Genomic DNA, 24,896 nt, shown 5'->3' with positions numbered 1-24,896 from the left:
CGCTGACTATCCGCGGACGGCGCCGGTGGGTTGCCGGGAACGGAAGGCTTGCTTACACACATGTCAATGAGCGATCCTGAAGCCGTTTGGCACGAATCCTATCGTCACCCCACTGCCTGGGACAGCGTCTATCCGCCGCTTTCGGTGGTGGATATGTTCGATCAATCGGCCGCCAGCGCGGGCAAGGCGCCGCTGATCGATTTTCTTGGGCGGCAGTACAGCTATGCCGAGACGCTCGACGGCGCCAATCGCGTCGCGGCGGGGTTGCAGGCGCTGGGCTATGGTCCGGGTGACCGGATCGGGCTGTTCCTGCCCAATGCGCCGCATTATCTCGCGGCCTATTACGGCATCCTCAAGCTCGGCGCGACGGTGGTCAATTTCTCGCCGCTCTACACCGTTGCCGAGCTCGCACATCAAGTCGAGGATTCGGGGACGCGCGTGCTGTTCACGCTGTCCGCCAGCGCGCTGCTCCCGACCGCGCTGAAAGTGCTCGAGACCAGCCAGCTCGAGCGGCTGATCGTCGGGTCGATCGCGGGGGCGCTGCCCGCCTCGAAATCGATCCTTTACCGGCTGTTCAAGCGCAAGGAAGTCACGCCGCGCCCGAACGATCCGCGCATCCTGAGCTTTTCGGGGCTGATCGCCAATGATGGCAAGCACGCACCCGCGACGATCGATCCGATGACAGACGTCGCGTTGATCCAATATACCGGCGGCACCACCGGCACCCCCAAGGGCGCGATGCTGACGCACCAGAATCTGTCGGCCAATGCGCGGCAGGTAATGGGGATCGACCCGCACCCGAACGAACCCGACCGTATTCTCGGCGTGCTGCCGCTGTTCCACGTCTTCGCCAACACCTGCGTGCTCAACCGTACCGTGCTCAACCGCGGATGCATCGTGATGCTGCCGCGCTTCGAGGCTGGCGCGGTGCTCGGCGCGATCACGCGGACCAAGGCGACCGCGCTTCCGGGCGTGCCGACGATGTACCAGGCGCTGCTCGACCATCCCGACATCACCAAGACCGATTTCTCGTCGTTGCGCGTCTGCATCTCGGGCGGCGCACCGCTCGCCGCCGAGTTGAAGGCTAAGTTCGAAGCGGCGACCGGGGCGACCGTGGTCGAGGGCTATGGCCTGTCGGAAAGCTCGGGCGTGCTGTCGGCCAATCCGTACGAGCGGCCCGGCAAGACCGGCAGCATTGGCCAGCCGATCCCGTCGACGCATCTGCGGCTCGTAGACAAGGCCGATCCGACCCAGCCCCCGCCCCCCGGCGAGCCGGGCGAGATCGTCGCGATGGGGCCGCAGATCATGAAGGGCTATTGGAACCGGCCCGACGCCGATGGCGAAGTGTTCGTCACCAATGCCGCAGGGCGCTGGCTGCGCACCGGCGATGTCGGCACGATCGACGAAGACGGCTTCGTGCGGATCGTCGACCGGTTGAAGGACATGCTGTCGGTATCGGGCTTCAAGGTCTTCCCGAGCCAGATCGAGGCGATCCTGCACCATCATCCCGCGGTCAAGGAGGCGATGGTGATCGGCCTCCCCGATCCGTATCGCGGCGAGCAACCGCGTGCCTATGTCACGCTCAACGAGGAGGTCGCGGCGACCGGCGCGGAGTTGCGCGACTGGCTCAACCCGCAGCTCGGGCGGCATGAGCGCGTCGACGACGTAGTGATCCGCCTGACGATGCCCAAGACGATGATCGGCAAGCTCAGTCGCAAGGATCTGATCGCCGAGGTGATGGCGGAGGCGCCCAGCGTATGACCGCTTCCCCGCCCGTCATTCCCAAGAAACCGGGTGTCTGACTTTCTTGGGAATAGCGGAGTGGCTGCGCACCGTATGACAGTTGCGTGAAGGTCAACGATTCCGATTGTAACAATCTGTCTGCATAGACCCAAGACCAGTATGGCTTCGGGGTTGTCGACGATGGACGCTGTGACCAAGATCGCAATGAATGGTCTGTCGGGCGGCACGATCGCCGATCTGGCAGACTTCGCGCACTCGCAACCGTCGATTCCGGAGCGGACGATCAGCGAGCGTCGGCGCTATCGCACGATCTGGATCTCCGACATCCATCTCGGCACGCGCGGCTGCAATGCCGATCTGCTGATCGACTTTCTCGACCATGTCGACAGCGAGACGCTCTACCTCGTCGGCGACATCATCGATGGCTGGCGGCTGAAGAAGAAGTTCTACTGGCCCGCCGCACATAACGACGTCGTCTGGCGCCTGCTCAAGCGCGCCAAGCGCGGCGCGCATGTCGTCTACATCCCCGGCAATCACGACGAAGTCGTCCGCCAGTTCTGCGGGCTCGATTTCGGCGGCATCGCGATCCGCCGCAACGCGGTCCATGAAACTGCCGACGGGCGTCGGTTGTTGGTGCTGCATGGCGACGAATTCGATGCAATCACCCTCGCGCACCGCTGGCTGGCGCATGTCGGCGATGCGGCGTACGAATTCATGATGGCGCTCAATCGCTGGGTGAACGCCTATCGCCGCGCTTTCAGCCTGCCCTATTGGTCGCTGTCGAAGCATGCCAAGGCCAAGGTCAAGAACGCGGTGCAGTTCATCTCCAATTACGAAGAAATTGTCGCGCAGGCGGCTGGCGCGCGTGGTGTCGACGGGGTCGTTTGCGGCCATATCCACACCGCCGAGTTCCGTGATATCAACGGCATTGCCTATTATAACGACGGCGACTGGGTGGAAGGCTGCACGGCCTTGGTCGAGCATTTCGACGGGAGAATGGAATTGCTGCACTGGGCCGACGAGATTGCCGCGCGGGAAACGTCCCGGCCGACGGCGCAGATCGAGATGTTGGCGGCCTGACCCGCGTGCGGATCGCCATCGCCACCGATGCATGGAGCCCCCAGGTCAACGGGGTCGTGCGCACCTTGCAAGCGGTGCGTGCCGAACTCGAGCGCCAGGGCCATGAGGTGCTGATCGTCTCGCCCGATCTGTTCTATTCGATGCCGTGCCCGACCTATCCCGAGATCCGCCTGGCCTTTGCCAGCACCGCGAGCGTCGGCAAGATGCTCGCCGATTTCGCGCCCAACGCGATCCACCTCGCGACCGAGGGGCCAGTGTGCCTTGCCGCGCGGCGCTGGTGCCTGACGCGCGGGTTTCCCTTCACCACCGCCTATCATACGCAGTTCCCCGATTACGTCTCGGCGCGGACCGGGGTGAATCCCGAATGGGTGTGGCGCTACATTCGCTGGTTCCACTGGCCCGCCCAGTCGATCCTCGCCTCGACGCCGTCGATCGCAGCGACGCTCAAGTCGCATGACCTCACCAAGATCCGCCACTGGGGCCGCGGCGTCGATCTCGGGACGTTTGGTCCGCAAGTCGCCCCGCTTGCAGCGATCGAAGCGCTCAAGGCGACGAGCGGCGGGCCGATCCAGCTCTATGTCGGGCGCGTCGCGGTCGAGAAGAATATCGAGGCGTTCCTCACCGCCAAGCATCCCGGCACCAAGGTGATCGTCGGCGACGGCCCGGCACGCGCCACGCTCGTCGCGCGCTACCCCGACGCGCATTTCCTCGGGCCATTGTTCGGCGCCGATCTCGCCGGCGCCTATGCCGCCGCCGACGTCTTCGTTTTCCCGAGCCGCACCGACACGTTCGGCCTGGTGATGATCGAAGCGCTCGCCAGCGGCACCCCCGTCGCGGCCTACCCAGTGACCGGGCCGGTCGATGTGCTCACCCCGCAGGTCGGCGCGATGGACGAGGATCTCGACACCGCGATCGCCACCGCGCTGACCCGCGACCGCGGGGCGTGTGCCGCTTATGGCCAGACCTTTACCTGGGAAGCGAGCGCACGCCAGTTCCTCGGCGCGCTCGTTCCCGTCGAGCATCCCGAGGCGATCGCGGCTTGAGCGACTAGCGACGATGCGGTAAATTGTGGCGCTGCTGTTGGAGGTCGCACGATGGACGTACCTGTTGGGCCGCATTGGGAAAGCTTCGTCGAGACAAGTGTCGCCGAGGGCCGCTATGCGTCCGCGGTCGATGTCGTGAACGAAGGTCTGCGGTTGGTCGAAGAGCGCGATGCGAAGATCAAGGCGCTGCGCGAGACGCTGCAGGCGTCGATCGCCGAGAATGTCTGGCACTCTGCCGACGACGTATTTCGCAGGCTCCATGAAGATCTCGATGCTTGGGAGCGCGAGCGCGGCTGATGCGCCGCCTCAAAATGAGTCAGGCGGCGCAGCGCGACCTTAAGGCCATCGCGCGCTACATCGCAAACCAGAGCGGCAGCGACATCGCGCGCGGCTTGATAGACGGGGTGCGCGAGCATTGCGACCGCATCGCCGCGCTTCCCGGTTCGCTCGGGACTGCGCGGCCGGAGCTGGGCGCAGACCTGCGCAGTACGCCGCATCGTCGCTACATCATCTATTTTCGCTACACCGAGGACGCGCTTGAAGTGATCAACGTGTGAGACGCGCGTCGGGATACCGTCGCATATCTCGCCGAGCTCGACGCCGATCTCTAACAGACCGCAACCGCGCTTGCCCTCCCCTGCCATTCGCTCTACATTGCATGTCAGCAAAAGTGGCCGCTCCGAAAGGGGCGGCCCTTTCCGTTTTTGAGGAGTATCCCGTGGCCCAGCCGCTCATGCCGCACGCGACCGCCGCCTGGCTCGTCGACAATACCGCGCTCAGCTTCGAGCAGATCGCCGAATTTTGCGGCCTGCACATCCTCGAGGTCCAGGCGATCGCCGATGACACCGCCGCGACCAAGCTGACCGGCCGCGACCCGATCCGCGCGCACGAGCTGACGCAGGACGAGATCGACAAGGGGCAGGCCGATCCGGAGTACACGCTCAAGATCCTCAAGGGGCCCGAGCAGGTCCGCCGCACCAAGGGGCCGCGCTACACGCCGGTGTCGAAGCGGTCGGACAAGCCAGACGGCATTTCGTGGATTATCCGCAACCATCCCGAGATCAGCGACGGCGCGATCGGCCTGCTGATCGGCACGACACGCACGACGATCGCGGCGATCCGCGACCGCAGCCACTGGAACATCGCCAATATTACCCCGAAGGATCCGGTGACGCTCGGCCTGACGACGCAGCGCGAGCTCGATGCCGCGGTCGCCAAGGCCGCCAAGGCGGCTGGCCTCGAAGCTCCGGTCGACACGCGGCTCGAGGGTGACCGCGAAGCGCTGATCACCGAGCTGCGCGCGCAGCGCGACCAGCTTGCGCGCGACGCCGAAGCCGCCGAGAATGGCGAAGTCGTCGCCCCGCGCGCCGAGCCGACCGCCGAGACGCTGTTCAAGCGCTGATGTAATCTGTCACCCCCGCGAAAGCGGGGGTCCCGCTTCTACCGCCGGCCCGGAGAAGAAGCGGGATTCCCGCTTTTGCGGGAATGACGGCAGAAGGGGTCCGGGAAGTAAGATGACCCAGCCTCCTCGCTTCGATTTCACCATCCACGCCACCGACGGCAAGGCGCGGACCGGCGAAATCGCGATGCGCCGCGGCACGATCCGCACGCCGGCGTTCATGCCCGTCGGCACCGCCGCGACGGTCAAGGGCGTCAAGCCCGCCGACGTCCGCGCAACCGGCGCCGACATCCTGCTCGGCAACACCTATCACTTGATGCTCCGCCCCGGCGCCGAACGCGTCGCGCGATTGGGGGGCTTGCACGATTTCATGGGCTGGGACCGCCCGATCCTCACCGATAGCGGCGGCTATCAGGTGATGAGCCTCAGCGACCTGACCAAGCGCGACGAGAATGGCGTGACCTTCAAGTCGCACCTCGACGGTTCGCGCCACACGCTCAGCCCGGAGCGCTCGATCGAAATCCAGCGGCTGCTCGGCTCGGACATCGTGATGGCGTTCGACGAGCTGGTGCCGACCACCTCGACGCCCGAAGTGCAGGCAGCCGCAATGGCGCGCTCGATGCGCTGGGCCAAGCGCTCGCGCGATGCGTTCGACGGCGGTGGCGCGCACGCCGAGGGCGCCGCGATCTTCGGCATCCAGCAGGGCGCGCTCGACCAGACGCTGCGCGGCGACAGCGCGGCGGCACTGATCGACATCGGGTTCGACGGCTATGCGGTCGGCGGGCTCGCGGTCGGCGAAGGGCAGGAGGCGATGTTCGCGTGTCTCGACTTCGCGCCGGGCCAGCTCCCCGTCGACAAGCCGCGCTACCTGATGGGCGTCGGCAAGCCGACCGACATCGTCGGCGCGGTCGAGCGCGGGATCGACATGTTCGATTGCGTGCTGCCGACGCGGTCGGGGCGCACGGGGCAGGCGTTCACGCGCAACGGGCCGATCAACATCCGCAACGCGAAATTCGCCGAGGACCAGGGGCCGCTCGATCCCGCGTGCGGCTGCCCGACCTGCCAGCATCCCGAGCACGGTGGCAGCCGCGCCTATCTGCACCATTTGGTCCGATCCAGGGAAATCCTCGGCGCAATGTTGATGACCGAGCACAATCTGTGGTTCTATCAGGCGATGATGGCCGACCTGAGGGCAGCAATCGCGGCGGGGCGGCTCAAAGCCTTCGCCGATGCGTTCCGACAGGCATATGAGAGCCACGCAGAGAGGGTGTAATGTCCAAGATCAACGAAATCGAAGCCGCCGCGCTCGAACACAAGCGCGTCCGTGATGCCGCCGAAGCGAAGGGTGAGAAGCACGGCAACTGGCCGGTCGCGCCGATCGCGATCGGGGTCGGTGTCGGATCGGCCGCGCTGGCGGCGGCGCTGCTCTACGTGAACCGCTCGAAGAAGCCGTAAGCGCCGTCACCCCGGCCTTGTGCCGGGGTGCACCGTGCCGCGTGGTCACCGTGCGATCATCGAACGCTGCGCAAGCATCGGAGTGGCCCCCGGCACAAGGCCGGGGTGACGATGTATCGGGTGGTGTGCCATCTGATTGACACCGCCCCTGCCGCCGCGCGACACAGTGGCGCAACACCGCCCCCATCCGGAGCCTCCCTTATGCTGTCCCGTGCCGCCCTCCTGCTGGGCGCCGCCCTGCTCCCGCTCACCGCCGCCACCGCGCAACCCGCCCCAACCACACCCGCCCCCGCGATCAAGCCAATCGCCTTTACCGAGCGCACGCTCGCCAATGGCCTGCGCGTCTATGCGATTCGCGACACGACCACGCCCAACGTCTCGGTGCAGGTCTGGTACGATGTCGGCTCGAAGGACGATCCCGCCGGGCGTTCGGGCTTCGCGCACATGTTCGAACATTTGATGTTCAAGGCGACGCGCAACCTCGTCTCCGAACAGTTCGACCGGCTGACCGAGGATGTCGGCGGCAACAACAACGCCTCGACCAATGACGATTACACCGAATATCACGAGACGATCCCGGCGAACCACCTCCAGCGGCTGCTGTTCGCCGAGGCCGACCGCATGGCCGCGCTCGTCGTCGAGCCCAAGAGCTTCGCGTCCGAGCGCGACGTGGTGAAGGAGGAGCTGCGCCAGAACACCAACGCGCGGCCCTACGGCAAGCTGTTCTCGCTTTATTTCCCGGCCGTGTCCTACATGCGCCATCCGTACGCACGCGGGACGATCGGCAGCCTCGACAATCTCGAGAGCGCGCAGATCGACGATGTCCGCGCGTTCCACGCGACCTATTACCGGCCCGACAACGCCGTGCTCGTCGTCTCGGGTAATTTCGATGCGGCGCAGCTCGATGGCTGGGTCGACCAGTATTTCGCGAAGATCAAGCGCCCGACATCGCCAATCCCGCGCGTCACCGTGGCTGAGCCCGAGCGCACCAAAGCGACGCATTACGTCGTTCACGAAGCCAATACGCCGCTGCCTGCGGTGATGATCAGCTATCCGATCCCCGCCGACAACCATCCCGACGGCCCCGCACTGAGCGTGCTCAACGCGGTATTGTCGCAGGGCGAGAGCTCGCGGTTGTACGAATCGCTCGTCTATCGCGACCAGCTCGCGCAGAGCGCCGAGAGCGTGCTCGATTCGAAGCAAGGCCCGGGCAACCTCGCGGTGTTCGTGATCCTCGCAGGCGGCAAGACCGCAGCAGTCGGCGAGACAGCGCTGCGCCGTGAAGTCGCGAAGCTGCGCGATACCCCGGTGAGTGCCGCCGAACTCGCCGAGGCGAAGAACGAGATCCTGACGAGCGCACTCCAGGCGCGCGAGACTGCCGAGGGCAAGGGCCGCACGATCGCCTCGTCGGTGATCATCGACGGCGACGCGCGCGCCGCCGACCGGCAGCTCGCCGCGATCGGCCGCGTCACCGCCGCCGACGTCCAGCGCGTCGCCGCCAAATATCTGCGCGACCAGCGTTCGGCGACGATCCAGTATCTCCCCGAGGATGCGACCGCCAAGGCACCGCAGAACGACCGGATCGAAGTCGCCGATACCGTGGTGGTCTCGCCATTGGTCGCGCCCGGCAAGATCGAGGTGGTGACGCCCGCCAGCGCTGCCGACCGCATCGCCCCGCCACCACCCGCCGCCGCGATCGCCGCAGCCGCACCGCTGACCCACGAATTCGCGCTCGCCAACGGGATGCGTGTCGTCGTGGTCGAGAAGCACGACCTGCCGCTGCTCACCGCGTTGCTCGTCGCGCAGGGTGGGGCGGCCGACGACCGGCCCGATCGCGCCGGGGTCAACAGCCTCGCCGCGGACTTGCTAACCAAGGGCACCACGACGCGCTCGGCGACGCAGATCGCGCGGCAGATCGAGGCGCTTGGCGGTTCGATCTCGAGCGATGCGAGTTGGGACGGCAGCTCGATCGAGGTGACCGTCAAGTCTGACCAGGCGACGCCGGCACTGGCGATCCTCGCCGATGTCGCGCGCAACCCAGTCTTCGCGCCCGCCGAGATCGAGCGCGCGCGCGCGCAGACGATCGACGGCGTCCAGGTCGCGATCAAGGATCCGAGCCAGCTCGCCGGGCTCGTCGCCGCGCGCGCGGCGCTCGGTGCCTCGCCGTACGGGCATCCGCGCTCGGGCACGCCGATGTCGCTCAAGGCGATCACCGCGAGCGACATCCGCGCCGCCTATGCCAAGGCCTGGGCGCCCGCACAGGCGACGCTGGTGATCGTCGGCGACGTGACCCCGGCACGCGCCAAGGCGCTTGCCGAAGCCAATTTCGCCAGCTGGAAGGCGAGCGCGCCGGTCGGTCCCGATGGCCCGCGGCAGATCTACCCCTCGCCGCGCGTCGTCGTGGTCGACATGCCGGGCGCGGGCCAGGCCGGCGTCGTGGTGGCGCGCCCGGGAATCGCGCGCAGCGATCCGGCCTATTATCCCGCGGCGGTCGCCAATACGGTGCTCGGCGGCGGTTTCTCGTCGCGGCTCAACCAGGAAATCCGCATCAAGCGCGGGCTCGCTTATGGCGCGGGAAGCAGCGTGCAAGCCGGGCGTCTGCCGGGCGTCGTCGCCGCGCGGACCTCGACCAAGAATCCGAGCGCGCCCGAGACGGTGTCGATCATCCTCGCCGAGATGAAGCGGCTCGGCGCGGAGCCGGTCAGCGCGGCCGAGCTCGATACGCGTAAAGCGGTGCTGGTCGGCAATTTCGGCCGCGCGACCGAGACGACGGGCGGGATCGCCGGGACGGTCGGCGGCTATGTCGTCCAGGGCCTGCCGCTGAGCGAGCTCGGCCAGTACACGCAGCGCGTCTCGGCGGTCGATCCGGCGGCGGTGCAGGCGGCGGCGGCAAAGCTGCTCGATCCAGCGGCGACGAGCGTCGTGGTGGTCGGCGATGCCAAGCTGTTCCTGCCCGAGCTGCGCAAAGCGTATCCGAACGTCGAGGTGATCGGCGCGGACGTGCTCAAGCTCGACAGCGCGGCGCTGCGCTGAGCAAACCCATGTAACCGTCACCCCGGCCGCGCCGGGGTGACCGAACCGCTGCATTAACCACCAATCGTATCGTCGCGAGACACCCCTAAATCAGCAGCATCGCAGCGCGCCAAAATCGGCTACAGCGCGCGCGTGTATTTGCAGGCGGTCCTTGGCTGGGTGAAGATGCGGCGGCTGAGCAAGCTCGGTGCCGTGGGTCTGTGCGCGCTCGTGCTCGCGGGCGTATCGGCGCATGCGGCGCTTCGCGCGATCATCCTCCAGCACGCCAGGGCGGCGCAGCACGCCCCTGCGCCGAGCGGTTATGAGATCGAGGATCATTTCCCCGGCGCCGCGTATTTCAACGCGGCCGACGATGCGGTGCAGAGCGACAGCGCCCCGGCGCGCGGCGCGACCGGGACGATCGCACTCCCCGACCTGCCGCTCCCGGTCGGCGCGGCGGCGCTCGCGGGGGATACATCGGTCCGTCCCGCCCTCCCCTTTTCGATGGCGCGCGCGAGCGCGATCGACCGTGGCCGCGCGCTGCAATGCCTGACCACCGCGATCTATTATGAAGCCGCGAGCGAGCCCGACGCCGGGCAACAGGCCGTCGCGCAGGTGATCCTCAACCGCGTGCGGCACCCGGCCTTCCCGGCGACGGTATGCGGCGTGGTGTTCCAGGGTTCGGAACATACCGGCTGTCAGTTCAGCTTCGCGTGCGACGGCGCGCTCCAGCGTGGGAGCCCGTCGCAAGCTTATTGGCTGCGCGCGCTGAAGGTCGCCGCCGCGGCGCTCAACGGGCATGTCATGCCGCAAGTCGGGCTCGCGACGCATTACCACACCTATGCCGTCACCCCGGCGTGGAACCGGAGCCTCGTGATGACGGCCGCGATCGGCGCGCATTTCTTCCACCGCTGGCAGGGTGGCTGGGGCACGCCGGCGGCGTTCCGCCAGCCGTATCTGGGCGGCGAGCCGATCCCGGGCCCGCACCCGCGGCTCGATCCGCCGGCTCTTATGACGGCAGCCGTCGTGACGCCTGCGCTACCCGCCGCCAAGCCGGTCACGATTCAGCCGGCCTATACGCAAAGCGGCACCCCGATCGCCCCTGCAACCCCGGCCGCGGATACGCTGCCGGGTGACTCACAGATCCTCGATCGCTGGAAAGACTCGGGCAAGCCGCTGCGCTGAACTCGTCTTTCGGTAGCGCCGCGACCTCCCCCCGCTCGCCCTGAGCTTGTCGAAAGGCCGCGCTCCGCTTGCGCACGGCGCGCGAGCGGAGCGTGGGGCGTCGACAGGCTCAGCCCGAACGGAGCGCGGTATCTACCGTTCGCGACGAACCGCCCTTACTTCTTCACCGCCAGATACGTGTCGAACCACGCCCGCGTGCGCGCGACGACGTCGGCCGAATTGGCCGGCGCGCGGATGCCGTGGCCTTCCTCGGGATAGATCACCAGGCTCGTCGGTACGCCCATGTCCTTGAGGCCGTGCCAATATTCGATCGACTGCGTCGGCGGCACTTCGATGTCGCGCTCGCCGACATAGATGAAGGTCGGCGTCTTCGCGTTCTTGATGAAATTGACCGCCGAGACATCCTCATAGGCCTTGCGATCCTCGTACAGCGTCTTGCCGAAGAACGGCAGCATCCACTGGTCGATGCCGTTGGTGCCGTAATAGCTCACCCAGTTCGACAGCCCCGCCCCCGCGACGATCGCCTTGAAGCGGTTGGTCTGCGTGTTCGCCCACATCGCCATGAAGCCGCCATAGCTGCCGCCGGTGAGCCCGAGCCGCGCGTCGTCGACCGGGGCGACCTTCTCGACCGCATCGATCCCGGTGAGGATGTCGCGCAGATCGCCACCGCCGAAATCGCGCTTGTTGGCGGCGGTGAAGGCCTCGCCCTGGCCGTAGCTGCCGCGCGGATTGGGCAGGAAGATGTAATAGCCGGCATCGAGCATCGCGCCGTAGCCACCGCCGAAATACGGCACGTTCGCCGCCGACGGACCGCCATGGACGATCGTGATCATCGGCGCCTTCGTCTTGGGATCGGCGCCGAGCGGGGCGAGCAGCCAGCCCTGGACGTCGAAGCCCTCATTCTTCCAGCTGATGCTGCGCGCGGTCATCTTGGCCGGGATCGCGTCATTGTCGTGCGTGATCTGGACGGGCGCATCGACCGGGCCGGCGAAGATCGCTGGGGCATGCGTGAAGTCCTGCACCACCGTGGCGACGGTCTTGCCATCGGCGCTCCACGCGGCCTTGGCATCGCCCGCGGCGAGGTTCGACGGGCGGCTCCAACCGAGGCCGTCGGTGCTTGCGCGCTCGGCATAGAGCCCCATCCGGTCGCCACGCAGCGCGGTGCCGCGGATGGCGGCGTCGCGCCACACAAGCGACGTCACGGTCAGCTTGCTGTTGGGCTGTGTGTTGCTTGGTTCGCCGCCGGCGAAGGGCACGGTCCAGACATCGCCGCCGACCGAGCCGAAATCGCTCATCAACCCGCCGATATAGGCGACGGTCTTGCCGTCGGGCGATACGCGCGGGAAGTTGAGCTGCGTCTTGGGGCGGGCGATCGTGCGCACCGCGCCGGTCTTGGCGTCGACCGCGTCGAGCGTCGCGACCCACCAATTGTTGTCGCCATTGCCGAGCGCCGAGGTGACGACGAAGCCGCTGCCATCGGGCGTCCAGTCATATTCGTAAATGTAGCGATCGGCGGGTGAAAGCGGCTGGACCTTGTCCGCCGTCACGCTGCCGCTCACGTCGAACACGGCGAGCCGCTGTTCGTCGCTCTTCTCGCCGATCTCGCCGATCTGGCGCACGCCGGCCTGCGCAGCGCCCGCTTCCTTCGCCGCGCCGATCGTGACGAGCAAGGCGATGCGCGACCCGTCGGGCGAGAAGCGCGGTGTCTGTGCGATGCCGCTGACCGTCGCGACCGTATGCGGCTTGCCGTCATGATCGACGAACAGCGTGACGAGCCCCGCCTTCTTGTCGCGCGTGAGATAGGCCAGGCTCCCGTCTGGCGCGAAGGTCAGACCCGACACCGAACACAGGGCGCCGCACGGATCGAAGCTGCGCAGCACCTTGCCGCTCGTCGCGCGAATCGTGATGCTGGTCTTGCTGCCCTCCGCATCGATCGTCGCGATCCGGTCGCCCTCCGCCGACAGCGCGAGCCCGCCATAGGAATGCACCGTGGGTGCGGCGAGCGCCGGGCTGGCGGAAGCGGCGAGCAGAAAAGCGAACAGGCTGAGGCGCATGGCAGGGAAGCTCCGTCGAGTGATGGAGCGGGATAGCACAGTGCGGCGCGGGGGCAATCGCGTGTCGGCGCCGCGATCCGTTATGGCTTGCCCACCTGCGCGAGCAACACGTCGACCGCCGCGCTCAATTGCGCATCCGTGCCGGGGCCTTCGCCGAGCGGCCGCACCACCGTGACGTCGACCGGGCGCGGGTGCATTTCCATGTCCTGGCCGCGGCCGTCCTGGATTCGCGTGCCGGGCGTGCGCACCGACGAACCGTCGATCAGCGGCTCGCCGCCGGTGAAGATGATCCACCCCGCGGTCGGCTGCCCCACCACCTTGCCGAGGCCGAGCGCGCGATAGCCCTCGGTGAAATCCTCGGCGTCCGACAGCGACGATTCGTTGGTGACGAGCACGGTCGGCTTGCCGAGCGCACGCTGGCCGAGCGCCTGGCGGCCGGGCAGCGGGAACAGGTCGCGCGGCGTCATCGTCAGATAATTGGCGCGCGCGAACACGTCGATCGCATAGCCGTTGATGAAGCCGCCATTGTTGTTGCGGATGTCGACGACAACGCCCTGCCGCCGCTGATTCTCGGCATCGAGATCGAGATAGAGCTGGTCGAGCGATTCGGACGACATGTCGGCGATGTGGACATAGCCGAGCTTGCCGCCCGACAGCCGATCGACCAGCGCGCGGCGATCATCGACCCATTGGCGGTAGGCGAGCCCCGCCGCCGCGCCGACCGAGATCGGCCGGACGACGACGCTGCGCTGACCAGTCGCGCCAACGATGCCGAGCGCGACGCGGCGGCCGACGCTGTTCTCGAGCAGCGCATCGATATTGCCATGCGCGCCGATCGCGACGCCACCGACGCTGACGATCCGGTCGCCGGGAGCAATCTTTTCGATCGCCGCGGGCCCGAGCCGCACGACGTCGCGCACGATCAGACCGCGTCCCGCATCATAGGCGGCGCGATCGAAGCGCAGCCCGAGATCGCCGACGCGATTGGGGCGTGCGCTGCCGGGCGCGCCGGGACTGAGCGAAATGCCCGAATGCGAGGCGTTGAGCTCGCCGATCATCAGATTGATGATCCGCCGCTCCTCGTCGGGCGTGCGGGCCCCGGCGATATAGGGCTGGAAGCGCGCGCGCAGCGCCTTCCAGTCCTGGCCGTTGAACTTCGCATCGAAGAATTTGCGGTCGAGGATGCTCCACGCCTCGTCGAACACGATCTGTTTCTCGGTCGCGAAGTCGACGTCCATTTCGGCGCCGACCGGAATCGGCTTGGGCTTAGGGCTGTCGAGCGGCGTCGAAATCACGCGGCCGCCGTCGAGATAGAAGAGCGTCTTGCCGTCGCCCGCGAGCGCGAAATCGCCCTTCGGCCGATCGCTCTGCGTGAGTTGCTGCGCGACCGGCGGCTCGTCGGCGAGCTCGTCGAGGGTGTAGCTATAGAGGTTGGCGCGGCCCTTCTCGCGTGCGCGGAAGACGAGCGTCTTGCCATCAGGGCTGATCACCGGCGTATCGGCATTGAGCCCGAGCGGCAGAATCGTCGCGCGCGCGCGCAGGCCCTCCCACACGATCGACACCGGCTTCACCTTCGGCGCGGGAGGCGGCGGCGCGGCCCCCTTCTTCGCTGCGACGGGCAGCGGCTTGGGCGTCGGCGGCGTGGGCGTGTCAGACGGCGTGTCGGGCGTGCCGGGCTGCTTGCCGGGCTTGAACAGGTCGCTGAACTTGTCTTCCTTGAACTTTGGCACGTGCGGCAGCAGATCGATCCGCACGATCCGCGAATCCTCGCTGCGCTGCGCTGTGTCGAAGAGGATGTAGGTGCCGTCGGGCGACCAAGCGATCCCGCCCATCTGGCCGTTGGCGAGGAAACTGACCGGCCGCGCCGCGCCACCTGCGGCGGCGACGACATGGACGTTCACGAACGAGCGCGAATCGAGCAACGGGAAGGCGATATACTGGCCATCGGGCGACCAGGTCGGGCGCGGTCCATCGCGCTCGTCGGTCGCGATCGCGCCGGTGAACAGCGTACGATCGGCGCCGCCCGCGAGTGTCACGACGTGGAGCTCGCGATCGTCGAGGACATAGGCGGCCGACTTGCCGTCGGGCGCGTAGGTGGGCGCGGAGGCGATCCCCTGGCGCGTCAGCACGGTCTCGCGCCCGCTTGCGACGTCATATTCGACGAGGCAATGCGCGAGCCCGCGCTCCGAAATGACGAGCGCGCGGCGGCTGTCGGGCGACCAGACCACTTCGCGCTCGGCACCCGGCGTGTTGGTCACGCGCTGCGCCGTACCGCCGTCCTTGGCCGACGTCGCGAACACTTCGCCATGCCCGATCACCGCGATCTTCTGCCCGTCGCTCGAAAGCGCCAGGCGCGAGAAGCTCTGCAGCTGTTCGTGGCGGCGCGGCGTCGTGCTCGCAGCCCCGCGCAGCGTAATCGGCACCGCGGCGGCCTGCCCCGTCGCCGGATCGTAGCGCCACACACCGAAATCGCGCTCGAACACGACCCCCGACCCGTTTGCCGCCATCGACGGGTACAGAACGCGGCCGCTCGTGAAGTGCGTCAGCTGCTCGGGCGCCGCCCCCGCGCCGACGCCGACGCGCCAGAGATTCTCGGGCCCGCCCTTCGCGCTCATATAGACGAGGCTGGCACCGTCGCGGCTCCACATCGGCCAGGCGTGTTTCTCGCCATCGGCGAGGAGACGGCGATACGCCCCGCCCTCGGCGACGGGCTTGAGCCACAATTCGGTCTGGTCGATGTGCGAGGTACCGTTGCGCCACCACTGCCCCGCGCTGATCCCGCGCGTGTTGATCGCCAGCGTGCTGCCGTCGGGCGACGGCGCGGCCTGGAACTCGGCGAGATAGGTCTCGCGGCTGACCTGCATCGGCGTGCCGCCATCGACCGCGATGCGGAAGATGTCGGCCTGGCGGCCGACATCGGCGACGCCCGAGGCGAAGTACAGATATTTGCCGTCGGGCGACCAGGCGTCGAGCTCCTCGCCCGCCTCGGCATAGGTCAACCGCGTCACCGCGCCGCTCGCCAGATCGAGCACATAGATGTTGGCGTTGCCGCCGCGCGTCGAGGTGAAGGCGAGCTTGGTTCCGTCGGGCGAATAGAGCGGGCGCGCCTCGGTCGCCGCATCGGTGACGAGCGGGCGCGCGACACCGCCGTTCGCCGCGACCTCCCAGATGTCGCCGCCCGAGGCGAAGGCGATCAGCGCGCCGTCGGGGGAGAGCGTCGGCTCGGCGAAGGCGGGCCTGGCCTCCTGCGCCTGCGCGCGCGGTGCGGCCAGAGTGGTCGAGGCGAGCAGGCCCGCAGCCGCCAGCGCAAGGCGTTGAAATGTCATGAAGGAGCCCCGTTTCGTCGTTATCCCCGGCAATGAAGCGCAAAAGCCGGACGATCACAAGCCACACGCGTTTGCGCGGCTGGCGCGCAATCGCGGATGGTTTTGCAGGATCAGCATGCTAGCGCGGCTTCGTGACGAATTCGACGGACAGACGCGCGCTCCTGATGGGCGGCGGCGCGATCATGCTGCTGGCGCTGCTGCATGGCGCGCTGTTCTGGCCGGGGATCATGACGTGGGACGCGATCCGGCAATATGGCCAGGCGCTGAGCGGTCAGTATGACGATTGGCACCCACCGGCGATGAACTGGCTGTGGCGGCAGCTTGGCGCATTCGGTGCGGGGCCGGCGCCGATGCTGGTGCTGCAGCTCGCGCTCTATTGGGGCGGCACCGCCTTGTGGATGCAGGCGGCATGGGCGCGCGGACAGCGCGCGGCGGCGGGGGCGATCGGCTTGCTCGCACTGTCGCCGATCGTGCTGGTGCTGGTGGGCACGATCCTCAAGGACAGCCTATTCGCAGGCACGTTGCTGCTCGCGAGCGGCTTGCTCGTCGCGCGACCGGGGAGCCGCGCGGCGCGGATCGTCGCCGCGCTGCTGCTCGTCGCGGCGGCGACGCTGCGCTTCAATGCGGTTCCGGCGTGCCTGCCGCTGCTGTTGCTTGCCCTGCCGACCGCATGGCGGCGAACGTGGCCGCGGCTCGGCGCGACTGCGGTGCTTGCGGCGATCCCGCTGGTGCTCGCTTTGCCGCTCGCCAATACAGCGCTTCACGCCAAGCGCAGCGGCGTCGAACTGTCGCTGGTGATCTACGATCTCGGCGGGATCGGCGCGTTCGCCAGAACCTCCGTCTTCCCACCGACCGGCGTGGCGAACCCGATCGCAGTCAATGCCGACTGCTATTCGCCAATCTCGTGGGATCGCTACGCCTGGTGGGGGGCGGCACCGTGCGCGATCGGCTTCACCACGCTCGCCGCGCCGCTCAAGACCGGGCATGGCCCCTATGGCTGGTGGGCAGCCGCCGTCGCCGCGCATCCGCTCGCCTATGCGGTGCACCGCCTCGCGCATTTCGACCGCAATACCCGCTTTCTGGTCCACGATGCCGATCTGCCGGGCCTGTCACCGCAGTCCGATCCCAACCGCTGGGGCTTCACCGTCGCGCCGAACGGCTGGCGCAGCGCGCTCCAGCACGCCGCCGACGCGGTGCTGACGACACCGCCCGGCTGGCCGGTCTGCTGGCTGGCGCTCGGGCTCGGCTTGCTCGTGCTGCGCCCACGGCTCGGCGATGGCGATCCGGCGGTCGCGCTGGCGTGGTCGGCGGTGCTCTACGGCTTCAGCTATCTCCCGCTAAGCGTCGCTTCCGAAGTGCGTTACCACTTCTGGACGATGACCGCGGTCGGGATCGCGGCCGCGCTGGTGCTCTCGCAGCGCGCGACGTGGCGACTGCCGCGCTGGCGACTCGCGCTCGCGGCGGCAGTGCTGCTCGTCGTCGTCGCGGCCGGGGTCGTCGCGCGCGCGTGATGCCTCGAAGCGGTTTGAAGCGGCGCGTTCCTGCTCTAGGGCTGCGGGCATGAAGCGTTTCTGGACCCACGTCACCCTCGACAACACCCGCGCCGTCTTTCTCGACGGCAAGCCCGTGCGCACCCCCGGCCGCGTGCCGCTCGCCTTGCCGAGCGATGCGCTGGCCGAGGCGGTCGCCGATGAATGGCGCGCGGTCGAGGGCGAGATCGACCCGCGCGCGATGCCGCTGACGGGCCTCGCCAACGCCGCGATCGACCGGATCTCGCCCAACCCGGCATTGTTCGCGCAAGGGCTCGCCGCGTACGCCGAGAGCGACTTGCTCTGTTACCGCGCCGATTCGCCCGAGGATCTGGTCGCGCGGCAGGCCGAGGCGTGGGATCCGCTGATCGACTGGGCGCGGCTGCGCTACGATGTGCATGTCGAGGTCGTCACCGGCATCCTCCACCGCGCGCAGCCAGCGGCAACGCTGCAACGACTCGGCGATGCGATCGCCGTTCGCGGGCCCTACGAGCTGGCGGCGCTGTCGCCGATCGTGACGATCGGCGGCTCGCTGATCGCCGCGCTCGCGCTGGCCGAACAGGCCGCGACACCCGAACAGGTGTGGGACGCGGTGACGCTCGACGAAGACTATCAGGCCGAACGCTGGGGCCGCGATCCGCTCGCCGAGGCGGGGATTGCGACGCGGCGGCGCGATTTCGGCGCGGGCGTGCGGATGCTGGAATTGCTGCGGTAGGCGCTATCCTCGTCACCCCGGCCCTGTGCCGGGGTCCACCGGGATACGCGTCCTGCCCGCGAATACCGCTTTGCACCGTAGGCCCCGGCACAAGGCCGGGGTGACGGCTAAGAAGCGTTTATTTCTCAGGCAGCCGCCGGATGAAGCCGATCATCCCGCGCTGGCGCGAGCGCTTGAGCCGCTCGGCCGTCAGGATCGTCTCGACGCACTCGTAGCAATCGTCGAGATCGTCGTTGACCAGGACATAGTCATAGCCGTCCCAATGGCTCACCTCGGCCTGCGCGCGGTCCATGCGGCGGTCGATCACTTCCTGTGTGTCGGTCGCGCGATCCTCGAGTCGCTGGCGCAGCGTCTTGAGGCCTGGCGGCAGGATGAAGACGCGGACGACGTCGCCGCCAGCCAGCTGGAACAGCTGCTGCGCACCCTGCCAGTCGATATCGAACAAAATGTCCTGGCCGTGCTCGAGATCCTTGAACACGGTGTCGCGCGGCGTGCCGTAGCGCTCGTCGAACACGCGCGCCCATTCGAGGAACTGGTCGTCCTCCGCCATCGCGCGGAAGGTTTCCTTGTCGACGAAGTGATAGTCCTTGCCGTCGACCTCGCCCTTGCGCGGCGCGCGCGTCGTATACGACACCGACATCTTGATGCGGTTGCGCTCTTCCTTGAGCAGGCGGTTGGCAATCGTGGACTTGCCCGCGCCGGACGGCGAGGACAGCACGAACATCAGCCCGCGACGCTTGAAGTTCTTGGGCTGGGAGGAGCGATGATCGACCATGCGCGCTAGTGGCGCGCACCTGCCCCTCCCGTCAAGGTTTGGCGTGACTCAGTTGCGCGGCACATCCTCGCCGAACACGCGCGTCTTGATCTGGCCGAGGCCGCGCAGCACGAGCCAGCCGGTCGCGAAGGTCAGCGCGAGCGGGATCACCGCCTTGACGACATTGGCGACGATCACACCCTCGATCGCGCCGTCGATCGTGCTGTCGTCACCGTCGGAACCATCGATCGCAGCACCGATTGCAGCGCCGATCATCGTCGTGAAACTCATCGTCTTTCTCCAATTCGTTACGCTTAGCGCACGAAACGGGCGATGGTTCCGGTCGTGTCAGACCATCGTCTCGGGACGGACCAAGCGATCGAAGGTCGCTGCATCGACGAGGCCGAGCGCGAGCCCCGCTTCCTTGAGCGTCAGGCCTTCGTGGTGCGCGTGCTTGGCGATCCTGGCGGCATTGTCATAGCCGATCTCGGGCGCGAGCGCGGTGACGAGCATCAGCGAGCGATCGACCAGTTCGGCGATTCGGTCGCGATTCGGCTCGATCCCCTCGACGCAACGCTCGGCAAAGCTCGCCATGCCGACGGCGAGCAGGTCGATCGAGCGCAGCAGCGCCGCGCCGAGCATCGGCTTGAACACGTTGAGCTCGAGATGCCCCTGCAAGCCGCCGATCGTGATCGCCTGGTGATTGCCGATCACTTGCGCGGCGACCATCGTCAGCATCTCGCACTGCGTCGGGTTGACCTTGCCCGGCATGATCGAGCTGCCGGGCTCGTTTTCGGGGAGGTGGAGTTCGCCAAGCCCCGAGCGCGGGCCGGAACCCAGCAAGCGGATATCGTTGGCGATCTTGGTCAGCGCGACGGCGAGCGTGTTGAGCGTCCCCGAGACGTGGACGATCGGGTCGTTCGACGCGAGCGCCTCGAACTTGTTGGGCATCGTCTCGAAAGCGAGCCCGGTGAGCCGCGCGATCTCGGCGGCGATCGCGACGTCGAAGCCGGTGGGCGCGTTGAGCCCGGTGCCGACCGCAGTCCCCCCTTGCGCGAGCAATAGCATGTTGTGCGTGATCGCGGGTTCGATGCGGTGGTAGCAGCGATAGAGTTGCACCGCGTACCCTGAGAATTCCTGGCCGAGCGTGATCGGCGTCGCGTCCTGCAGATGCGTGCGGCCGATCTTGACGATATCGTGCCACGCGTCCGACTTCACTTTCACCGCGCGGTTGAGCCGGTCGAGCGCGGGGAGCAGCCGCTGCGTGGCGCCGATCGCGGCCGCGATGTGGAGCGCGGTCGGGAAGCTGTCGTTCGACGACTGGCTCATATTGACATGGTCGTTGGGGTGGACCGGGGTCTTGCCGCCGCGCTTCCCCGTCAACATTTCGTTCGCACGGCCGGCGATGACTTCGTTGACGTTCATATTCGACTGCGTGCCGCTGCCGGTCTGCCAGATGACGAGCGGGAACTGGTCGTCGAGCGTGCCCGCAGCGACTTCGGCGGCGGCCGATTCGATCGCGTCGGCGATCTCGGGGGCGAGGGCGTGCGCACGATTCACGCGGGCAGCGGCCTGCTTGACGATCGCGAGCGCGTGGATGATCGCGATCGGCATCCGCTCGGTCGCGGGGAAGGGGAAATTCTCGATCGAGCGCTGCGTCTGCGCGCCCCAATAGGCGGCGGCAGGGACTTCGATGGCTCCGAGCGAATCGGTTTCGGTGCGGGTGTTTTCAGCCATGCCAGACTCCGTCATGCCGGGCCCGTCCCGGCATCCACCGGGCCGCAAGACCGGACGGGTGGCATGTGCGGCACGGTAGACCCCGGGACAAGCCCGGGGTGACGGAAATGGCTCGCGATTTTGGTGAGACAGCCGTCACCGGAGTAAATCCCGTGACGTCGGACGCGGCGGGCCGCGCCGGCCGGCGGTTCGCGTCGCTTGCGCGACCGCCGCGCAGTTCGCGCGGCTCGCTCCCTACTTCTTTCTTTTGAAATCCACTGCGACGACGTTCGATCCATCCTCGACCGGCTTGTGCACCGGCTCGTCGTTTTCCGCGGTGTCGTGCGGCTCGGGGCCGTCGGGAATATCCTGCGCCTGGAAGCGCAGTTCGAAATTGACCGCAGGATCATGGAAACCCGTGATCGCCGAATAGGGAATGACCAGCTTCGAGGCGACTTGATTGAAGCTCAGGCCGACCGAGAAGCGCTCGTCATCGACGACCAGATCCCAATAGCGGTTCTGCATCACGATCGTCATCTCGTCGGGAAAGCGCTCGAGCAGTCGCTGCGGAATGTCGACGCCGGGCGCCTGCGTCTTGAAGGTGATGTAGAAATGGTGCTCGCCGGGCAGGCCACCATTGGTCGCCACCGACCCAAGGACGCGGCCGACCACGGCACGCAGGGCTTCCTGTACGATATCATCGTAGGGAATCAGGCTATCGGGCATGCCATCGCTCATGCGTCCTTGGGTAGCGCGGTTTGATGGCGGGTCAAGATTGCATGCGTCCCTAACGGCGCTATGGGAAGCAAATGCGCACCGCCACGATCACCCGCCGGACCAGCGAGACCTACATCGACGTCTCGGTCAACCTCGATGGAACGGGGGCGTTCCAGATTTCGACCGGGATCGGCTTCTTCGATCACATGCTCGAACAATTGAGCCGCCACTCGCTGATCGACCTCGACGTCAAGACTGTCGGCGATCTGCATATCGACCAGCACCACACCGTCGAGGACACCGGCCTCGCGATCGGCGCGGCAATCCTTGAGGCTTTGGGCGAAAAGCGCGGAATCCGCCGCTACGCCGACGCGCATTCGCCGATGGACGAGACGCTCACCCGCGTCGCGATCGACATTTCGGGGCGGCCGTATCTCGTTTGGAAGACCGAATTCTCGCAGAAGAAACTGGGCGAGATGGACACCGAGATGTTCGAGCATTTCTTCCACTCGTTCGCGCAGACCGCCGGCCTCACGCTGCATATCGAGACGCTGTACGGGTCGAACAACCACCACATCGCCGAGGCGGCGTTCAAGGGCGTCGCGCGGGCGTTGCGCGAAGCGGTCGAGCTCGATCCGCGGAAAGCGGGCGTGATCCCCAGCACCAAGGGGACGTTGTGATGCTCCCCTCCCGCTTGCGGGAGGGGCCGGGGGAGGGAACGACCTGGATCCCTGCGCTGCGCTTGCGGCACGCCCCTCCCCTAACACCTCCCGCAAGCGGGAGGGGGATTTGACGCTTGCCCTCATCGATTACGGCGCAGGAAATCTGCATTCGGTCGCCAATGCGCTGAAAGCGGCGGGCGGCACCGACGTGCTCGTCACCGCCGATGCGGATGCAGTGCTCAAGGCCGACCGCATCGTCCTGCCCGGCGTCGGTGCGTTCGGCGCCTGCGCCGCGGCGTTGCGCGGCGTCCCCGGCATGGTCGAGGCGCTCGAGCAGCGCGTCCGGCGCGACGGGGTGCCGTTCCTCGGCATCTGCGTCGGGATGCAATTGATGGCCGACACCGGCGAGGAGCATGGCGTCCATGCCGGGCTCGGCTGGATCCGCGGCAGCGTCCGGCACCTCACGCCGACCGACGCAACCGCCAAGGTCCCGCACATGGGCTGGAACGACGTCGTCCCGACCACCCCGCACGCGCTGATCGTGCCGGGCGAAGCGTATTTCCTGCACAGCTACGCCTTTGACGGGGCCGACACGCTGGCAACGACCGAGCATGCCGGCCCGGTCACCGCGGCGATCGGCCGCGACAATCTGCTCGGCGTGCAATTCCATCCCGAAAAGAGCCAGCGCTACGGTCTTGCGCTGCTGGAGAGGTTCCTGACGTGGCGTCCTTGATCATATTCCCCGCGATCGACCTCAAGGGCGGTCAGGTCGTCCGCCTCGCCGAGGGCGATATGGACCGCGCGACCGTCTATGGCGACGATCCCGCCGCGCAGGCGATGCTCTTCGCAGAGCAGGGTGCCGAATATCTCCACGTCGTCGATCTCGACGGCGCGTTCGCCGGCAAATCGGTCAATGGCGAAGCGGTGTCCGAGATCGTCAAGCGCTTCCCCGGCCATGTGCAATTGGGCGGCGGGATCCGTGACCGCGCCGGGATCGAGCGCTGGTTCGACATGGGCGTGTCGCGTGTGGTGATCGGCACGGCGGCGCTTGAGAACCCGGAGCTGGTGCGCGAAGCGGCGCGCGATTTCCCCGGCGGGATCGTCGTTGCGGTCGATGCCAAGGACGGTTTCGTCGCGACCAAGGGTTGGGCCGATGTCTCGACGGTCGAGGTCGCCGATATGGCGCGGCAGTTCGAGGATGCGGGTGTCGCAGCGCTGTTGTTCACTGACGTCGGCCGCGACGGGATGCTGAAGGGCGCCAATGTCCAGGCGACCGTCGATCTGGCGCGCGCGGTGAAGATTCCGGTGATCGCCAGCGGCGGCGTTAAAGGGATCGCCGAGATCCATGTGCTCGCGCTCCATGCGCGTGACGGGATCGAGGGCGTGATTACCGGGCGCGCGCTGTATGACGGCCGGCTCGATCTGGCGGCGGCGCTCGCCGTGGCGGCGGCGGCGTGAAAAGCATGTTCGCGCGAAGACGCGGAGGCGCGGAGATGGTGCGCGCGTCGCGACCGTCCCGAGTGATCCGCGAATGCAGAATGCGCTTCGCCCGACGCGGATGCCAGAGACTTGGCGACCCGTCTTCTTTCCTCCGCGTCTCCGCGCCTCCGCGCGAACCCATCTTCTTTTTCTTCAAAGCCGCTCGCCCATGACCGTCCGCGCTCGCGTCATCCCGTGCCTCGACGTCGCCAACGGCCGTGTCGTCAAGGGCGTCAATTTCGTCGACCTCAAGGACGCCGGCGATCCGGTCGAGCAAGCGCGTGCCTATGACGCCGCCGGGGCCGACGAACTCTGCTTCCTCGACATCGGCGCAAGCCATGAGGCGCGCGGCACGATCCTCGACGTCGTGCGGCGCACCGCAGAAGTGTGCTTCATGCCGCTGACCGTCGGCGGCGGAGTGCGCTCCGTCGAGGATGCGCGCGCGCTGCTGCTCGCGGGCGCCGACAAGGTCGCGGTCAATTCCGCCGCGGTCGCGCGGCCCGAGCTGGTGGCCGAGCTCGCCGACAAGTTCGGCAGCCAATGCGTCGTCGCGTCGGTCGATGCGCGCAAGGTTGATGGCGGCTGGGAAGTGTTCACGCATGGCGGCCGGCGGGCGACCGGGATCGACGCCGTCGCACATGCGCTGCGCCTTGCCGAGCTCGGCGCGGGCGAACTGCTCATCACCTCGATGGACCGCGACGGGACCAAGAGCGGGTTCGACCTGGCGCTGACGCGGACGATCGCCGACCAGGTGCGCGTGCCGGTGGTCGCGTCGGGCGGCGTGGGCGGGCTGGCCGATCTCGTCGCGGGGATCAGCGAGGGACATGCGAGCGCAGTGCTGGCGGCGTCGATTTTCCACTTCGGCGAAGTCAGCATCGCCGAGGCGCATGCCGCGCTTGCGGCGGCGGGGATACCGGTGCGGCGGCCGGTTACCAGCTGACCGCGGGACTTTCTTCCTTCCTTCTTTCTATATTTCTTCCCCGGCGGAGGCCGGGGCCCAGTCGCGAGCCGTTCGTTGGAGAGCGCT

22 protein-coding genes are annotated in these 24,896 nt (G+C 67.5%); 16 read left to right on the top strand and 6 right to left on the bottom strand.

What is annotated here, in order from left to right:
• The first annotated feature begins 66 nt into the window (after positions 1-66).
• From ABIB28_RS12005 to ABIB28_RS11960, 10 genes are all read left to right on the top strand, one after another.
• Entirely contained in the window at positions 67-1,761 is a 1,695-nt protein-coding gene (locus ABIB28_RS12005; protein WP_354288310.1) for an AMP-binding protein, read from the top strand.
• Positions 1,762-1,923: 162 nt separating this feature from the next.
• Complete coding sequence (locus ABIB28_RS12000) at positions 1,924-2,823, top strand: UDP-2,3-diacylglucosamine diphosphatase (protein ID WP_189677151.1); 900 nt, start codon at positions 1,924-1,926, stop codon at positions 2,821-2,823.
• Between the two features lie 5 nt (positions 2,824-2,828).
• The gene (locus ABIB28_RS11995) at positions 2,829-3,866 is read left to right on the top strand and encodes a glycosyltransferase family 4 protein (protein WP_354288309.1); all 1,038 of its coding nucleotides are present in this window, start codon (positions 2,829-2,831) and stop codon (positions 3,864-3,866) included.
• A 51-nt stretch (positions 3,867-3,917) separates the two neighbouring features.
• Entirely contained in the window at positions 3,918-4,163 is a 246-nt protein-coding gene (locus ABIB28_RS11990) for a type II toxin-antitoxin system ParD family antitoxin (RefSeq protein ID WP_189677149.1), read from the top strand.
• Entirely contained in the window at positions 4,163-4,423 is a 261-nt protein-coding gene (locus ABIB28_RS11985) for a type II toxin-antitoxin system RelE/ParE family toxin (RefSeq protein WP_354288307.1), read from the top strand. Before ABIB28_RS11990 ends, ABIB28_RS11985 begins: the two co-directional genes overlap by 1 nt.
• A 161-nt stretch (positions 4,424-4,584) precedes the next feature.
• Complete coding sequence (locus ABIB28_RS11980) at positions 4,585-5,268, top strand: DUF1013 domain-containing protein (RefSeq protein WP_133190267.1); 684 nt, start codon at positions 4,585-4,587, stop codon at positions 5,266-5,268.
• 112 nt (positions 5,269-5,380) lie between these two features.
• Positions 5,381-6,538: a tRNA guanosine(34) transglycosylase Tgt gene (tgt, locus tag ABIB28_RS11975; protein WP_354288305.1), complete on the top strand. Its 1,158-nt coding sequence runs from the start codon at positions 5,381-5,383 to the stop codon at positions 6,536-6,538.
• Positions 6,538-6,720: a hypothetical protein gene (locus ABIB28_RS11970; protein WP_133190271.1), complete on the top strand. Its 183-nt coding sequence runs from the start codon at positions 6,538-6,540 to the stop codon at positions 6,718-6,720. Before tgt ends, ABIB28_RS11970 begins: the two co-directional genes overlap by 1 nt.
• A 201-nt stretch (positions 6,721-6,921) precedes the next feature.
• Positions 6,922-9,753 carry a M16 family metallopeptidase gene (locus ABIB28_RS11965; protein WP_354288303.1) on the top strand — a complete coding sequence of 944 codons (2,832 nt, stop codon included), beginning with the start codon at positions 6,922-6,924 and terminating at the stop codon, positions 9,751-9,753.
• Positions 9,754-9,885: 132 nt separating this feature from the next.
• A complete protein-coding gene (locus ABIB28_RS11960; RefSeq protein WP_354288301.1) occupies positions 9,886-10,917 on the top strand; it encodes a cell wall hydrolase in 1,032 nt (343 codons plus the stop codon).
• A 155-nt stretch (positions 10,918-11,072) separates the two neighbouring features.
• On the opposite strand, the gene ABIB28_RS11955 is transcribed toward ABIB28_RS11960, so the two are convergent.
• Together ABIB28_RS11955 and ABIB28_RS11950 are read right to left on the bottom strand one after the other, a co-directional pair.
• Positions 11,073-12,971 carry a S9 family peptidase gene (locus ABIB28_RS11955; RefSeq protein ID WP_354288300.1) on the bottom strand — a complete coding sequence of 633 codons (1,899 nt, stop codon included), beginning with the start codon at positions 12,969-12,971 and terminating at the stop codon, positions 11,073-11,075.
• Positions 12,972-13,051: 80 nt separating this feature from the next.
• On the bottom strand, positions 13,052-16,297 hold the full coding sequence (locus tag ABIB28_RS11950) for a S41 family peptidase (protein WP_354288299.1): 3,246 nt from the start codon (positions 16,295-16,297) through the stop codon (positions 13,052-13,054).
• A gap of 131 nt (positions 16,298-16,428) precedes the next feature.
• Here ABIB28_RS11950 and ABIB28_RS11945 point away from each other — a divergent pair, with 131 nt between their 5' ends.
• Together ABIB28_RS11945 and ABIB28_RS11940 are read left to right on the top strand one after the other, a co-directional pair.
• Positions 16,429-17,808 (top strand): hypothetical protein, encoded by a 1,380-nt coding sequence (locus ABIB28_RS11945; RefSeq protein WP_354288298.1) that lies wholly within the window; start codon positions 16,429-16,431, stop codon positions 17,806-17,808.
• 49 nt (positions 17,809-17,857) lie between these two features.
• Positions 17,858-18,541, top strand: a complete 684-nt coding sequence (locus tag ABIB28_RS11940; protein ID WP_354288297.1) for an ATP12 family chaperone protein — start codon at positions 17,858-17,860, stop codon at positions 18,539-18,541.
• Positions 18,542-18,659: 118 nt separating this feature from the next.
• On the opposite strand, the gene gmk is transcribed toward ABIB28_RS11940, so the two are convergent.
• The 4 genes from gmk to ABIB28_RS11920 all read right to left on the bottom strand — a co-directional run bounded on the left by gmk (position 18,660) and on the right by ABIB28_RS11920 (position 21,749).
• Positions 18,660-19,316, bottom strand: coding sequence for a guanylate kinase (gene gmk / locus ABIB28_RS11935; protein WP_189677141.1), 657 nt, complete (start codon positions 19,314-19,316; stop codon positions 18,660-18,662).
• Between the two features lie 48 nt (positions 19,317-19,364).
• Entirely contained in the window at positions 19,365-19,586 is a 222-nt protein-coding gene (locus tag ABIB28_RS11930; RefSeq protein ID WP_354288295.1) for a hypothetical protein, read from the bottom strand.
• Positions 19,587-19,643: 57 nt separating this feature from the next.
• Positions 19,644-21,032 carry a class II fumarate hydratase gene (gene fumC / locus ABIB28_RS11925; RefSeq protein WP_354288294.1) on the bottom strand — a complete coding sequence of 463 codons (1,389 nt, stop codon included), beginning with the start codon at positions 21,030-21,032 and terminating at the stop codon, positions 19,644-19,646.
• Positions 21,033-21,266: 234 nt separating this feature from the next.
• Positions 21,267-21,749 (bottom strand): SspB family protein, encoded by a 483-nt coding sequence (locus ABIB28_RS11920; RefSeq protein WP_133190285.1) that lies wholly within the window; start codon positions 21,747-21,749, stop codon positions 21,267-21,269.
• A 71-nt stretch (positions 21,750-21,820) separates the two neighbouring features.
• On the opposite strand from ABIB28_RS11920, the gene hisB reads away from it, so the two are divergent.
• The 4 genes from hisB (at position 21,821) to hisF (ending at position 24,809) form a co-directional block, all read left to right on the top strand.
• Positions 21,821-22,408, top strand: a complete 588-nt coding sequence (hisB, locus tag ABIB28_RS11915; protein WP_354288292.1) for an imidazoleglycerol-phosphate dehydratase HisB — start codon at positions 21,821-21,823, stop codon at positions 22,406-22,408.
• Positions 22,409-22,517: 109 nt separating this feature from the next.
• Complete coding sequence (gene hisH / locus ABIB28_RS11910; protein ID WP_354288291.1) at positions 22,518-23,123, top strand: imidazole glycerol phosphate synthase subunit HisH; 606 nt, start codon at positions 22,518-22,520, stop codon at positions 23,121-23,123.
• Positions 23,111-23,848 carry a 1-(5-phosphoribosyl)-5-[(5-phosphoribosylamino)methylideneamino]imidazole-4-carboxamide isomerase gene (gene hisA, locus ABIB28_RS11905; RefSeq protein ID WP_133190291.1) on the top strand — a complete coding sequence of 246 codons (738 nt, stop codon included), beginning with the start codon at positions 23,111-23,113 and terminating at the stop codon, positions 23,846-23,848. The genes hisH and hisA overlap by 13 nt, the downstream gene beginning before the upstream one ends.
• Positions 23,849-24,038: 190 nt before the next feature.
• Positions 24,039-24,809: an imidazole glycerol phosphate synthase subunit HisF gene (hisF, locus tag ABIB28_RS11900; protein ID WP_354288289.1), complete on the top strand. Its 771-nt coding sequence runs from the start codon at positions 24,039-24,041 to the stop codon at positions 24,807-24,809.
• Positions 24,810-24,896: the final 87 nt, after the last annotated feature.

This window comes from Sphingomonas sp. UYEF23 (genome assembly GCF_040546165.1).
GTDB classification, from domain to species: domain Bacteria; phylum Pseudomonadota; class Alphaproteobacteria; order Sphingomonadales; family Sphingomonadaceae; genus Sphingomonas; species Sphingomonas glacialis.
The sequence above is the reverse complement of the archived record's forward strand: the minus strand, read 5'-3'. Positions and strand labels throughout refer to the sequence as shown.